Below are 13,865 nucleotides of genomic sequence, written 5' to 3'. Positions count from 1 at the left end.
CGCGTCATCTCCCGGGCCGACCGAGCACCGACCGTTAAGGTGGAAGCATGACGTACTCCGTCGCCGTCTCCGGCGCATCCGGCTATGCGGGAGGCGAGATCCTGCGGCTTCTCGCCGCTCATCCCGACGTCGAGATCCGCACCGTGACCGCGCACTCCAACGCCGGCCAGCCCCTCGTCGAGCATCAGCCGCACCTGCGCTCGCTCGCGCACCTGACCCTGCAGGACACCACGCCCGAGATCCTCTCGGGGCACGACATCGTCTTCCTCGCGCTGCCGCACGGGCAGTCGGGGCAGTACACGGATGCCCTGGGAGGGGCGCCCCTCGTCATCGATGCCGGCGCCGATCACCGCCTCACCTCACAGCACGCGTGGGATGCGTTCTACGGCGGTGCCTTCCACGAGCCGTGGACGTACGGTGTTCCCGAACTGCCGGTCGACGGCGGCAAGCAGCGCGAGAGGCTGCGCGCGGCGACCCGCATCGCCGCACCCGGCTGCAACGCATCCACCGTCAGCCTGAGCCTCGCCCCCGGCGTCGCTGCCGGGGTCATCGAGCCCTCCGACATCGTCAGCGTCCTCGCCGTAGGGCCCTCCGGCGCGGGCAAGAGTCTGAAGACCAACCTGCTCGGCAGCGAGATCCTCGGCACCGCGAATCCCTACGCCGTCGGCGGCACCCACCGGCACATCCCCGAGATCCGCCAGGCGCTCGCCGCCGCCTCCAACGCGGCGCCCGATGACATCCGCATCTCGTTCACGCCGGTGATCGTGCCGATGGCACGGGGCATCCTCGCCACCTCCACCGCGACGATCGCCGCCGGGGTCACCGACGCCGACATCCGCGAGGCGTGGCAGAGCGCCTACGGCGACGAGACCTTCGTGCAGCTGCTCCCCGAGGGGCACTTCCCGCGCACGGCCGACGTGCTCGGTGCGAACACCGCGCTGATGGGTCTCGCCGTCGACCGTGCGGCGAACCGGGTCACCGTCGTGACCGCGGTCGACAATCTCGTCAAGGGCACCGCCGGTGCCGCAGTGCAGTCCATGAACATCGCGCTCGGCCTGCCCGAAGGCCGCGCCCTCACCGTGAACGGAGTAGCGCCGTGAGCGTCACCGCACCCCAGGGATTCGAGGCGGCGGGAGTCGCCGCAGGTCTGAAGAGCTCCGGCAAGCCCGATGTGGCGGTGGTCGTCAACCGCGGCCCGCGCAAGGTGGGAGCCGCCGTCTTCACCAGCAATCGCGCGAAGGCGAACCCGATCATCTGGTCGCAGCAGGTGATCACCGACCGCGTCGTCGAGGCGGTCGTGCTCAATTCCGGCGGCGCCAACTGCTTCACCGGCGCCTTCGGCTTTCAGACCAGCCACCTCACGGCCGAGAAGGCCGCGGAGCTGCTCGAGGTCAGCGCCGGGGACATCCTGGTCTGCTCCACCGGGCTGATCGGCACCGGAGGCGAGGAGTTCCGTGCGAAGGTGCTCGACGGCGTCGAGCGCGGGGTCGCCGCACTGAGCGCCGAGGGCGGAGGCGACGCCGCAGCCGCGATCATGACCACCGACACCGTGGCGAAGACGGCCGTGGTCAGCCGTGACGGCTGGACGATCGGCGGCATGGCCAAGGGCGCCGGCATGCTCGCGCCAGGGCTCGCCACCATGCTCGTCGTGATCACGACGGATGCGGATCTCGAGGCGTCGCAGGCCGATGCAGCGCTGCGCCGGGCCACCGGAGTCAGCTTCGACCGACTCGACTCCGACGGATGCATGTCCACCAACGACCAGGTCACCCTGCTCGCCAACGCCGCCAGCGGCGTCCGTCCCGACCTCGACGACTTCGCCGCGGCTCTCACAGAGCTGTGCCGCGATCTGGCGGCGCAGCTGCAGGCCGACGCCGAGGGGGCGAGCCACAGCATCGCCATCGAGGTGAAAAACGCCGTGAACGAGACGGAGGCGGTCGAGGTCGGTCGATCGGTCGCCCGCAACAACCTCTTCAAGGCGGCGATCTTCGGCAACGACCCGAACTGGGGTCGGGTGCTCGCCGCGATCGGCACGACATCCGCGCAGTTCGACCCGTACGACGTCGACGTGTCGATGAACGGCGTGCGGGTGTGCACCGCCGGCGGTCCCGACCGCCCCCGTGAAGAGGTCGACCTGACCCCGCGCGACACGCACATCGAGATCGACCTGAAGATCGGCGACGCGACCGCGACGATCCTCACCAACGACCTGACCCACGACTACGTGCACGAGAACAGCGCCTACGCCTCATGACAGATCTTCAGGACACCGCCCCCGAGGAGGCCGCCGTCAAGGCCGCCACCCTCATCGAATCGCTGCCGTGGCTGAAGAAGTTCCGCGACCAGATCGTGGTCGTCAAGTACGGCGGGAACGCGATGGTCTCGGACGAGCTGCAGGAGGCGTTCGCCCAGGACATCGCATACCTGCGCTATGTCGGCGTGCAGCCGGTCGTCGTGCACGGCGGCGGTCCGCAGATCTCGAACATGCTCGACCGGCTCGCCATCCCCAGCGAGTTCAAGGGCGGCTATCGCGTCACCAACACCGAGGCGATCAGCGTGGTGCGCATGGTGCTCACCGGGCAGGTGAACCCGCAGCTGGTCGCGAAGATCAACTCGCACGGACCGATCGCCACGGGTCTCAGCGGTGAGGACGCCGGCCTGTTCGGCGGTCGTCGCCGAGGCGTCGTGATCGACGGCGAGGAGGTCGATCTCGGTCGTGTCGGCGACGTGGTGCAGGTCGACCCGACCCCGGTGCTGGATCACCTCTCCGCCGGGCGCATTCCGGTGGTCTCGTCGATCGCCCCCGACCTCGATCACCCCGGTCAGTCGCTCAACGTCAACGCCGATGCCGCGGCGGCGGCGCTCGCCGTCGCTCTGAACGCACGCAAGCTGGTGATCCTCACCGACGTGCCCGGTCTGTATGCGGACTGGCCGAACCGCGACTCCCTCGTCTCGCATCTCACCTCGAGCGCGCTCACCCGGATGCTCCCGACGCTCGAATCGGGGATGATCCCGAAGATGCGCGCCTGCCTCGACGCCGTCGAAGGCGGTGTGGATGCCGCGGCCATCATCGACGGACGCGTGCCCCACTCGGTGCTGGTCGAGCTGTTCACGAGCAAGGGAATCGGCACGGAGGTGGTCAAGGATGTCTGACTGGAGCGCAGACGCGGCACGCGATCTGATGAGCCTGGGCGGACGCCTGGCCCTGCTCACCCGCGGCGAGGGGTCGTGGGTGTGGGACGCCGACGAGAGCCGGTACCTGGACTTCCTCGGCGGGATCGCGGTCAACTGCCTGGGGCACGCGCACCCCGTCTTCGTCGACGCCGTGTCGCGACAGGCCGCCACCCTCTCGCACGTGTCGAACTACTTCGCCTCGCCCGCGCAGCTCGAGATCGCCGCGCGGCTCAAGCGCCTCGCCGGCACCGGCGAGCAGGGGCGCGTGTACCTCGCGAACTCCGGCGCCGAGGCGAATGAGACCGCGATCAAGCTGGCGCGCCTGCACGGCGCCCGGTTCGTCGAGACCGAGGGGCGCGCACGCACGACGATCCTCGTCGTCGAGGGGGCCTTCCACGGGCGCACCATGGGAACCCTGTCGCTGACTCCGAAGGCCGCCTACCGGGATCCCTTCCAGCCGGCCGTGCCCGACGTCGTCACCGTCGAGCGCTCGATCGAGAGTCTCGAATCCGCGTTCTCGGCCGGGACTGTCGCTGCGATGGTCGTCGAGCCGATCCAGGGCGAGGCGGGTGTCGTCGAACTCCCCGCAGGCTTCCTCGCCCGCGCCCGCGCGCTCGCCACCCAGCACGACGCGCTGCTGATCCTCGACGAGGTGCAGACCGGATCCGGCCGCACCGGCGAGTGGTTCGCCTTCCAGCGCGAGGGGGTGACCCCGGATGCCGTGACCGTGGCGAAGAGCATCGGCGCCGGCTTCCCGCTCGGCGCGCTGATCACCTTCGGCGCCGCCGGCGAGCTGTTCTACCCCGGCACGCACAACTCCACCTTCGGCGGCAACCCGCTCGCGAGCGCCGTGGCCAACGCCGTACTCGGCTTCATCGAGAACGAGAACCTGCTCGCGAACGTCACCGCCCGCGGCACGCAGCTGCGCGACGCCGTGATGTCGCTGCCCCTGGTCGACGCCACCTCGGGCGCCGGGCTGCTCATCGGCATCCGCCTCGCCGCTCCCGTCGCCGCCGAGGTGCGGGCGGCCGCGCACGAGCGCGGCCTCATCGTCAACGCGCCCACGGCGGACGTCATCCGCATCGCACCGGCGTACACGATCGGCGACGACGAAGTGCACGAGTTCGTCTCGCGCTTCGGTGCGGCGCTGGCCGCCGTGGCCCAGACCCTTTCCGACACCAAGGAGCCCCAGTGACCCGCCACCTGCTGCGCGATGACGACCTGACCCCCTCCGAGCAGGGCGAGATCCTCGACCTCGCGCTCGAGCTGAAGAAGGACCGCTGGGCGAGCAAGGCCCTCGCAGGTCCCCAGACCGTCGCCGTGATCTTCGACAAGTCCTCCACCCGCACCCGCGTCTCGTTCGCCGTGGGCATCGCCGATCTCGGCGGTTCGCCGCTGATCATCTCCACCGCGAACAGCCAGCTCGGCGGCAAGGAGACCCCGTCCGACACCGCGCGCGTCCTCGAGCGCCAGGTTGCGGCCATCGTGTGGCGCACCTATTCCCAGGCGGGGCTCGAGGAGATGGCGCGCGGCACCCGGGTGCCGGTCGTCAACGCGCTGTCGGACGACTTCCACCCCTGTCAGCTGCTGGCCGATCTGCTCACGATCCGAGAGCACAAGGGCGACCTGACCGGGCTCACGCTGACGTTCTTCGGCGACGGGCGGAGCAACATGGCGCACTCGTACGTGCTCGCCGGTGTCACCGCGGGCATGCACGTGCGCATCGCCTCGCCGGAGGCATACGCTCCGCGTGACGACGTGGTCGCCGCGGCCGAGGTGCGCGCCGCCGAGACCGGCGGCTCGATCACCCTCGTCACCGACCCGCGCGAAGCCGCGGACGGCGCCGATGTGATCGTCACCGACACGTGGGTGTCGATGGGCAAGGAGGAGGAGAAGATCGAGCGGCTGCGCGATCTCGGCGGGTACAAGGTGACCACCGACATCATGGCGCGCGCGGCATCGGATGCCGTCTTCATCCACTGCCTGCCCGCCGACCGCGGCTACGAGGTCGACTCCGAGGTCATCGACGGGCCGCAGAGCGTGGTCTGGGACGAGGCCGAGAACCGCCTGCACGCGCAGAAGGCGCTGCTGGTCTGGCTGCTGAGCAAGCAGGAGGCTGCGGCGGACGGCGTGCCGAGCGGGCAGGGGGATGCGAAGTGAGCGCGAGTGGTCACGGCACGAACGACGGCGCCCTCTGGGGTGCGCGTTTCGCGGGCGGACCCTCGCCAGAACTCGCCGAGCTGAGCCGGTCGACGCACTTCGACTGGATCCTGGCGCCGTACGACATCGCCGGCTCGCATGCGCACGCCACGGCGTTGGAGGCCGCGGGGTACCTGGACGCGGACCAGGCTCGCATCATGCATGAGGGGCTGGATGCCCTGGCCGCGCGCATCGCAGCGGGCACGCTGCTGCCCGATCCCGGCGACGAGGACGTGCACGGTGCGCTGGAGAAGGCGCTCATCGCCGAGGTCGGCGCCGAGGTCGGCGGTCGCCTGCGCGCCGGGCGCAGCCGCAATGATCAGATCGCCACCCTCGTGCGCATGTACCTCATCGACCACGCCCGGGTGATCGCGAAGGACCTGCTGCGCGTGATCGACGCGCTGGTCGCTCAGGCCGAAGCCCACCCGCAGGCGATCCTGCCGGGCCGGACCCACCTGCAGCACGCGCAGCCGGTGCTTCTCGCCCACCATCTGCAGGCGCACGCCTGGCCTCTGGTGCGCGAGCTCGAACGCCTCGTCGACTGGCGCCGTCGCGCCGGTGTCTCGCCGTACGGCGGGGGAGCGCTGGCCGGATCCACGCTCGGGCTCGACCCGGCGCTCGTGGCGAGGGAGCTCGGCCTCGACCGGCCCGCCGAGAACTCGCTCGACGGCACATCCGCGCGCGACGTCGTGGCGGAGTTCGCGTTCATCGCGGCGATGACCGGCATCGACCTGTCGCGCCTGAGCGAGGAGATCATCCTCTGGAACACCCGCGAGTTCGGTTTCGTCACGCTCGACGACGCCTACTCGACGGGCTCGAGCATCATGCCGCAGAAGAAGAACCCTGACATCGCCGAGCTGGCGCGCGGCAAGTCCGGCAGGCTGATCGGCAACCTCACCGGTCTGCTCGCGACGCTCAAGGGCCTGCCCCTGGCGTACAACCGCGATCTGCAGGAGGACAAGGAGCCGGTGTTCGACTCGGTGCGGACCCTCGAGGTGGTGCTCCCCGCGTTCGCAGGCATGATCGCCACGCTCCGTTTCGACACGGGGCGGATGGCCGAGCTCGCCCCGCAGGGCTTCTCGCTCGCAACCGACGTCGCCGAGTGGCTGGTCAAGCGTCGGGTCCCGTTCCGCGATGCTCACGAGATCTCCGGCGCGCTGGTTCGTGCCTGCGAGGAGCGGGGGATCGGGCTCGAGGATGCCGATGACGCGCTGCTGACATCGGTGTCGGACCACCTGACCGCCGAGGTCCGCGAGGTGCTGACGATCGAGGGTTCGGTCGCCTCGCGAGCCGGCGCCGGCGGCACAGCGCCGGATCGGGTCGCCGAGCAGCGGGCGGAGCTCGTGGCCCGCGCGCAGGCCGCAGCGCACGCGCTGGGCCTCTGACGTTGGGGCAGGGTGCGCCGCTCCACCATTGGATAACCAGATAGCTTATATGCCTGGAATATTCCTGCTATGGTGATCCCATGGTCGTCGCAGTGATCGCCGACATTGTCGGCTCCCGTCGACTCCGCGACCGGGCCGGCGCCCAGCGGATGCTCGACGAGACGATCGCGCGCGTCGAGCGCGAGCATCCTCTGGCCGATCAGCCGCTGCGGCCCACGGTCGGCGACGAGCAGCAGGGTGTCTACCGCACCCTCGACGATGCCGTGACCGGGGTGCTCCTGCTGCAGCTGGCCCTGCCGGAGGGCATCGAGTTCCGCTACGGGATCGGGGTCGGCGACGTCCGCGCCATCGAGTCCGCCCACCGCGAGCTCTCCGACGGGCCCGGATGGTGGGCCGCCCGGGAGGCCGTCGAGACCGTGCACGCCCGCCAGGAGCGGGCCGTGCCGACAGCGCGCAGCTGGATTGTCGCAGCCCCCGGGCAGGATGAGGTCATGGACTCGGAGGTGTCGATGGGCAACGCGTACCTGCTTGCGCGCGACGCGATCGTCGTGCGGATGACCGAACGCGAGCGCCGCCTGGCATACGGACGCATCGGCGGGCTGTCGCAGACTGCGCTGGCCGAGCAGGAGGGCATCACGCAGCCCGCGGTGTCGAAGGCGCTGCGCAGCTCGGGAGCCGCCGCTCTGCTCGACGGCCTGGCCCTGTTCGCCGAGGAGCGGGCGTGATCCTCGCAGGGTTCTGCCTCGTGGCGGTCGGCGGCGCCGACCTCGTCCGCCGTTTCGCCGCCCGCAGAGGGGCGCGAATCGCGCTCCTGCTGCTGCTGGTCGTGGCGATCATCGCGGTCGGTGCACTCAGCGACGCGGGGGTCTCTGCCGTGATCGCGATCGCCGTCGGCGCCGCCTGGGTGCGGTCGATGCCCCTGGATGCCACAGGCCGGGCATCCTTCTGGCCCGCCGTCCTGCTCGGCGTGCTGGCGGCCGTCAGCACGGCGCTCATACACGAGCGCGATGATCCAGGACTCCTCGGATCGATCTGGCGCCTGCCGTCGCCCGAGGGCGAGATCGGCTTCGATGCCGCGGTGCTCGCCGTGGGCGTGCTGCTCATCGTCGCGGAGTCGGGCAACCTCATCGTGCGCGCCGCCCTCGACCGAGAGGGCACCTGGCGGCCGGTGGAGTCGGGTGGGCGCTTCCGCGGCGGTCAGCTGCGTCAGCCGCAGCAGGAGGCCACCGGCTTCCAGGGCGGCCGGCTGATCGGTCCGCTCGAACGGCTGCTCGTCGTGGTGCTGACCCTCGCCGGAGCCTATTCGCTGCTCGCCGCCATGCTCGCGGCGAAGGGCATCGTCCGCTTCCCCGAGATCTCCAAGGACGGCGAGACCGGTGCGCGTGCGGAGTACTTCCTCGTCGGCAGCCTCGTCAGCTGGGTCGTCGCGCTCGGCGCCGCGTTCCTGCTGTGGTGGGGTGTGCACAGCTGAGTTCGGCGCCGCTGATAGCCTGGAACGCGTGTCGAATCCCGCTCTGACGACCGCCCCCGTGGCGCTCGACCCCACGTTCGAGAACGTGTGGGACGAGCTGCTGTGGCGCGGCCTCGTCCACGTGTCCACCGATCAGGAGGCGCTGCGCGCCCTTCTCGCCGGGGACCCGATCACCTATTACTGCGGCTTCGACCCGACAGCGCCGAGCCTGCACCTGGGAAACCTGGTGCAGCTGCTCACGCTGCGGCGCATCCAGCTCGCCGGGCACAAGCCGCTCGGCCTCGTCGGCGGCTCGACCGGTCTGATCGGCGACCCGCGTCCGACGGCCGAGCGCACCCTGAACACGCGAGAGACCGTCGAGGAGTGGGTGCAGCGACTGCGCACGCAGGTCGAGCGGTTCCTCAGCTTCGAGGGCGACAACGCCGCCCGCATCGTGAACAACCTCGACTGGACGGCGCCGATGAGCGCCATCGACTTCCTGCGCGAGATCGGCAAGCACTACCGCGTGGGCACGATGCTCAAGAAGGACGCCGTGGCTGCGCGCCTGAACTCGGACGCCGGCATCAGCTACACCGAGTTCAGCTACCAGATCCTGCAGGGCATGGACTTCCTCGAGCTGTTCCGCTCGTACGACTGCGTGCTGCAGACCGGCGGCAGCGACCAGTGGGGCAACCTCACCAGCGGCACGGATCTCATCCACCGCGTCGAAGGCGTCTCGGCCCATGCCATCGGCACGCCGCTGATCACCAACAGCGACGGCACGAAGTTCGGCAAGAGCGAGGGCAACGCGGTCTGGCTCGACGCAGAGATGTGCAGCCCGTACCGGATGTACCAGTTCTGGCTCAGCACCGCCGACGCCGACGTGATCGAGCGGCTCAAGGTCTTCACGTTCCTGACCCGTGCCGAGATCGAGGAGTACGCGGCGCTCGTCGAGAGCGAGCCGTTCCGTCGCGCGGCGCAGAAGCGTCTCGCGCTCGAGGTGTGCACGACGGTGCACGGCATCGAGGCCACGGCTGCGGTGATCGCCGCCTCCGAGGCGCTGTTCGGGCACGGCGACCTGAGCGAGCTCGACGCGGCGACGCTGCGCAGCGCGCTCGACGAGCTGCCGAACGCGACGGTGCCCGCCGGGACGAGCGTCGTCGACGCGCTCGTCGCGACCGGCCTGGTCTCCAGCGCCTCCGAGGCGCGCCGGGCGATCGCGCAGGGCGGTGTGACTCTCGACGGAACGAAGGTCGCCGACGGCGAGAGCGCCGTCGAGGGCTCCCTCCCGGGCGGGGTGTCCGTGCTGCGGCGAGGCAAGAAGACCCTCGCCGGCGTCTTCGTGGATTGAGTCCGCTCTGCGTGGCGCCTCGGCTTCGCGGTGGGGGAGTGCAGTAGCATCGGACAGCTGACGCTGTCCGCAAGCACTCGAGGAGCTGGTCCCCTTGCCCAAGGAAGCACATGTCCGCCGTACCGTCCCGCGCCGTGCCACCCGCCGGCTGAAGGTCGATGACGTTCTGGTCGTCCGCAAGAGCCGTCTGAGGACGGCGATCTCGGGCACCGTCGTCGGCAACTTCATGGAGTGGTTCGACTTCGGGGTATACGGCTACCTCGCCGTCACGCTCGCCGTCGTCTTCACCGGCGATCTGCCAGGTGCCTGGGGTCTGCTGATCACGCTGCTCGGGTTCGCGATCTCGTTCCTCGTGCGCCCGCTGGGCGGGCTCGTGCTCGGTCCGCTGGGCGATCGCATCGGCCGCCAGCGCGTCCTGTTCCTCACGATGGCGATGATGGCGGCGGCGACCGGCCTCATCGGCGTGCTGCCCACCTCGGCGCAGATCGGCCTGTGGGCCATCATCCCGCTGTACCTGCTGAAGATGGTGCAGGGCTTCTCGACCGGCGGCGAGTACGCCGGCGCCACCACGTACGTCTCGGAATTCTCACCCGACCGCACCCGCGGCTACTGGTCGTCCTTCCTCGACGTCGGCTCCTACGTCGGCTTCGCAGCCGGCGCCAGCGTCGTGGCGCTGACCACCTGGATCACCGAGAATCTGTCCGGCCCCGACGCCATGACCGACTACGGCTGGCGCATCCCGTTCCTCATCGCCATCCCGCTCGGTGCGGTCGCGATCTGGTTCCGGCTGCGCATCCCCGAGACCCCGGCCTACGAGGCGGAGGAGAGCGCCGGACTCAACCGCGCGGACGCCGAAGACCCGATGGCGCGCCAGGGCATCGCGGGCATCTTCCGCCATTACTGGCGACAGATCCTGATCGGGGTCGCGCTCGTGTCGGCCACGAACACCGCCGGGTACGCCCTCACCAGCTACATGCCGACCTACCTCGAGACGGAGGTGGGCGTGTCCAACCTCATGGCGGCCCTGGCGACCGTGCCCGTGCTCATCGTGATGAGCGCCTGCCTGCCGCTGATCGGACGACTCTCCGACCGGATCGGCCGTCGGCCCGTGTACGGCATCGCCGTCGGCTCGACGATCGTGCTCATGCTGCCCGCGTTCGCCGTCATGCAGATCGGCGAGGAATGGGCGGTCATGATCGCCCTCGCCATGGTGGCCATCCCGGTGGCCTTCTATGTGGCGATCTCGGCCTCCGCTCTGCCGGCGCTGTTCCCGACGGCGTCTCGGTTCGGCGCGATGGCCATCGCGTACAACCTCGCCGTGTCGCTGTTCGGCGGCACCACGCCGCTGTTCAGTCAGGCGCTGATCGAGCTGACCGGGAACATCTACATGCCCGCGTTCTACATCATGTTCTTCGCCGCGCTGGGCGGCATCGCCCTGCTCACGATGCGCGAGACGGCCCAGCGCCCGCTGCTGGGCTCGGTGCCCACCGTCGAGAGCGAAGCCGAGGCGGAGGAACTCGTGGCCGGGCAGGACGAGAACCCGCTCATCGACACGAGCACGATGCCGCTCGCCGTGGTCGGCGCCGAGACCGCGCGCGAAGGCGATTCCGAGCGCGAGGACATTGCTGTGCGCGGGCGTGCATCCGCGCGCGACGAGCCGACCGACGTCTGAGCCTGAGAGCCCGAGGCGTCTGCGCGCGCCCTCGCGGAGGACCGCATGCCGTTCACACCCAGTCACGCCGTCGTGGCGCTGCCGTTCCTGCGCACGCCGCTGGTCCCCGGGGCGATCGCGATCGGTGCGATGACCCCGGACCTGCCGCTCTTCCTGCGCGGTGCCGGGCTCTCGTACGGCTTCACGCACGGATGGGCGAACATCCTCTGGACGACCCTCGCGGGGCTCGTGCTGCTGCTGGTCTGGCGGGTGGCGCTGCGCCCGGCGTCGGTGGAGCTCGCGCCGGATGTCGTGGCTGATCGTCTTCCGGGCGACTGGCGTGCGACCGGGCCGGAGGTCGCGCTCGAAGCGGTCGCTCCGCGGCGGCGCTGGCAGGGCCTGCTGCTGGTGCTCATCTCGCTCATGCTCGGCGTGCTCTCGCACATCGGCTGGGACCTGTTCACCCACGAAGGGCGCTGGGGTGTCGAGGCGGTCCCCGCTCTGCAGCAGATGTGGGGTCCGCTGGCGGGGTACAAGTGGCTGCAGCACGGATCGAGCGTGGTGGGTCTGCTGATCATCGGCGTCTTCGCGCTGCTCTGGCTGACCCGGCGACCTGTCGTCGCGCGCCCCCGCATGCTGCCCGCCTGGATGCGCTGGACATGGATGCTGAGCCTGCCGGCCCTTCTCATCGGCGCCTGGGTCGTCGGCCTGGCAGTGCTCGGCCCTCTGGATCCGTCGTTCACCGTGCAGCATCTGGCCTATCGGGTGCTGCCGCCCGCGTGCGGGCTGTGGGGCGCGGGCACGCTCGTGCTCTCGGTCGCCATCGTCATCGTCGCTGATGGACGGCGGAGGGCATCCGCAGAGCCGGCGTGATCGCCGTGCTCACCACCATGCGGCGGGGTCTGCACCCCACCGGCGCGGCGCACGGAATGAATCCGGAGACCCCGGCCACCGCACGGCGGGTGCCACGGTGGTGACGCGCTGTCCCGCGACCTCGAACTCCTGGGTCCGCACGGGTGCGGTGGCCTGCTCGGCAGGCTCTGCGCTCCGGGGCATCCCCAGCAGTTCTGCGGCGACCCGCCGCAGCGAGGTGCGCACCAGCCAGCCGCCGCCCTCATCGGCACGACGGCGCAGCGCCCCGATCACGGCTGCGGCGAGCAGGTAGCCGGCGGAGTGGTCCAGAGCCTGCGCCGGCAACGCGCCGGGCGTGGCCGTGTCGCTCGACTCGAGCCATGAGATCCCGGACTCCGCCTGCACGAGACTGTCGAACCCGCGGGGCGAGTCATCACCGGGCCAGGCACTCAGCTGGGCGATCACGAGATGCGGATGCCGACCGGCGAGCGACCCGGGTGTCAGCCCGAGGTGCGCGAGCGCGGCCGGACGGTATCCGAGCACGACCACGTCGGCGTCCGCGAGCAGCGCGTCGAGCCGGGGCCGGTCGAAGGCGACGTCGAGCAGGGCCGAGCGCTTACCGTGACCGGTGTCGAGGTGCTGCCACTCCGGCTCGGGCAGGTGGGGCGGATCGATGCGCAGCACGTCTGCGCCCGCGAAGGCGAGCGTGCGCGTTGCGACCGGACCGGCGATCACGCGGGTGAGATCGACGACGCGCACTCCGGCCAGCGGCGCCGTAGGCGAAGCGGGCCGGAGCGGTCGAGCAGGGGAGTGCGCGACACGCGTCGTCTCGACGAGCGGATGCCCGCGCAGCGCGTCATCGCGTGACCGATCCTCGCGGCGCACCGGTGCGCACAGTCCGCCCGCGCGGACGATCGCGGCTGTCGCCGCTTCGGCGGTCCGCGCCGCGAGTCGCTCGCCGACCTCATCGGCACCCGCGTCCGGTGGGAGACCGAGCCCGGCGCGCAGCGCTGCGGCGTGGTGCGGGTAGTTGCCATGCGTGCGCACCCAGCCGTCGGTGACCTGCCAGAAGCGGGAGAGCGGTGACCACACGTCGGGTGCCACGCCGTCGACGAGAAGGTGCCGATCGCTCCGGTAGGCGGCGGCGATGCGATCGGGATCCGGGAGAGCGGAGCCGGCGGGATCCAGCGCCGCTCCCACGGAGCACACGCTGCGCCAGGCGAGCTCGCCGACCGCGAGGCGCGAAGGCAGCGGCACGGGCCGTTGGGGGACGGACCGGTGAGAGACGGACTGTCGCATGAGCCGACCCTACGCCGCGCGAGCCCGGGAAACACGGGTTCTCCGGGCGGTGGGTGGGGGTGCGACACGCCCGGGGTGTGGTGGTGATTTGCGGGGTGGGTGGGTGGCGCGTAAGTTATTACTTGTTCGCCCCAAGCGGTTGAGCGGAAGGCCTGAAGGGCCTGGCTCCCCTCCAAGTAGCGAACCACCCACCTCCACTTCGGATCACTTGTTGGTTTGGAGGGGCTGTTAGGCCCGGGGAGTGTGGTTCCCGGTTCGGGTTTCGTCGATTTGACAAGCTCGTCGGATGGGATAAGCTGGAGCGGCTGCCTCGTGTGAGGTGGTGGACGTCTTCACCTTGATCCTTTCGGCGTGTCGGATTTGACTGCCTGGTCGGGGAGACATACGATTGTGAAGTTGCCCTGCGCTTCTTGCCCTGATGGGGTGGGTGTGCGGGTGCGTCCGATCCTTGAGAACTCAACAGCGTGCACTTGTCAAATGCCAAATTATCCTCGTCCAACCCTT

General features: G+C 70.3%; 12 protein-coding genes. 11 read left to right on the top strand and 1 reads right to left on the bottom strand.

Translation table 11 applies throughout. The annotated features are described in order from the left end of the window. Positions 1-47 precede the first annotated feature (47 nt). The 11 genes from argC (at position 48) to V2S04_RS12545 (ending at position 12,083) form a co-directional block, all read left to right on the top strand. The gene (argC, locus tag V2S04_RS12595) at positions 48-1,100 is read left to right on the top strand and encodes an N-acetyl-gamma-glutamyl-phosphate reductase (RefSeq protein ID WP_413638798.1); all 1,053 of its coding nucleotides are present in this window, start codon (positions 48-50) and stop codon (positions 1,098-1,100) included. Then, entirely contained in the window at positions 1,097-2,254 is a 1,158-nt protein-coding gene (gene argJ, locus V2S04_RS12590; protein WP_413638797.1) for a bifunctional glutamate N-acetyltransferase/amino-acid acetyltransferase ArgJ, read from the top strand. The genes argC and argJ overlap by 4 nt, the downstream gene beginning before the upstream one ends. Then, on the top strand, positions 2,251-3,153 hold the full coding sequence (argB, locus tag V2S04_RS12585) for an acetylglutamate kinase (protein ID WP_099195673.1): 903 nt from the start codon (positions 2,251-2,253) through the stop codon (positions 3,151-3,153). Before argJ ends, argB begins: the two co-directional genes overlap by 4 nt. Further along, positions 3,146-4,369, top strand: a complete 1,224-nt coding sequence (locus V2S04_RS12580; protein ID WP_413638795.1) for an acetylornithine transaminase — start codon at positions 3,146-3,148, stop codon at positions 4,367-4,369. Before argB ends, V2S04_RS12580 begins: the two co-directional genes overlap by 8 nt. Then, on the top strand, positions 4,366-5,334 hold the full coding sequence (gene argF / locus V2S04_RS12575) for an ornithine carbamoyltransferase (RefSeq protein WP_413638794.1): 969 nt from the start codon (positions 4,366-4,368) through the stop codon (positions 5,332-5,334). Before V2S04_RS12580 ends, argF begins: the two co-directional genes overlap by 4 nt. After that, the gene (gene argH / locus V2S04_RS12570; protein ID WP_099195670.1) at positions 5,331-6,758 is read left to right on the top strand and encodes an argininosuccinate lyase; all 1,428 of its coding nucleotides are present in this window, start codon (positions 5,331-5,333) and stop codon (positions 6,756-6,758) included. The genes argF and argH overlap by 4 nt, the downstream gene beginning before the upstream one ends. 80 nt (positions 6,759-6,838) lie before the next feature. Continuing rightward, on the top strand, positions 6,839-7,483 hold the full coding sequence (locus V2S04_RS12565; protein ID WP_413638793.1) for a SatD family protein: 645 nt from the start codon (positions 6,839-6,841) through the stop codon (positions 7,481-7,483). Further along, entirely contained in the window at positions 7,480-8,229 is a 750-nt protein-coding gene (locus tag V2S04_RS12560; protein WP_413638792.1) for a hypothetical protein, read from the top strand. The genes V2S04_RS12565 and V2S04_RS12560 overlap by 4 nt, the downstream gene beginning before the upstream one ends. Before the next feature lie 28 nt (positions 8,230-8,257). After that, positions 8,258-9,559 carry a tyrosine--tRNA ligase gene (tyrS, locus tag V2S04_RS12555; RefSeq protein ID WP_413638791.1) on the top strand — a complete coding sequence of 434 codons (1,302 nt, stop codon included), beginning with the start codon at positions 8,258-8,260 and terminating at the stop codon, positions 9,557-9,559. A gap of 94 nt (positions 9,560-9,653) precedes the next feature. Further along, positions 9,654-11,231, top strand: coding sequence for an MFS transporter (locus V2S04_RS12550; protein WP_413638790.1), 1,578 nt, complete (start codon positions 9,654-9,656; stop codon positions 11,229-11,231). Between the two features lie 45 nt (positions 11,232-11,276). Then, positions 11,277-12,083 (top strand): DUF4184 family protein, encoded by an 807-nt coding sequence (locus tag V2S04_RS12545; RefSeq protein WP_413638789.1) that lies wholly within the window; start codon positions 11,277-11,279, stop codon positions 12,081-12,083. Between the two features lie 9 nt (positions 12,084-12,092). Here the strand turns inward: V2S04_RS12545 and V2S04_RS12540 are convergent, their stop codons facing one another. Beyond that, positions 12,093-13,361, bottom strand: coding sequence for a CoA transferase (locus V2S04_RS12540; RefSeq protein ID WP_413638788.1), 1,269 nt, complete (start codon positions 13,359-13,361; stop codon positions 12,093-12,095). Between the last annotated feature and the right edge of the window lie 504 nt (positions 13,362-13,865).

This window comes from Microbacterium sp. OR21, from assembly GCF_047306785.1.
Lineage (GTDB): Bacteria > Actinomycetota > Actinomycetes > Actinomycetales > Microbacteriaceae > Microbacterium > Microbacterium esteraromaticum_E.
This window is presented reverse-complemented; position numbering and strand designations above follow the sequence as displayed.

Bases quoted from the DNA above. Each gene is read 5' to 3' on its own strand.
- V2S04_RS12580 (WP_413638795.1), top strand. From the start codon at position 3,146: ATGTCTGACTGGAGCGCAGACGCGGCACGCGATCTGATGAGCCTGGGC.
- argB (WP_099195673.1), top strand. From the start codon at position 2,251: ATGACAGATCTTCAGGACACCGCCCCCGAGGAGGCCGCCGTCAAGGCC.
- V2S04_RS12565 (WP_413638793.1), top strand. From the start codon at position 6,839: ATGGTCGTCGCAGTGATCGCCGACATTGTCGGCTCCCGTCGACTCCGC.
- V2S04_RS12545 (WP_413638789.1), top strand. From the start codon at position 11,277: ATGCCGTTCACACCCAGTCACGCCGTCGTGGCGCTGCCGTTCCTGCGC.
- argC (WP_413638798.1), top strand. From the start codon at position 48: ATGACGTACTCCGTCGCCGTCTCCGGCGCATCCGGCTATGCGGGAGGC.
- V2S04_RS12540 (WP_413638788.1), bottom strand. From the start codon at position 13,361: ATGCGACAGTCCGTCTCTCACCGGTCCGTCCCCCAACGGCCCGTGCCG.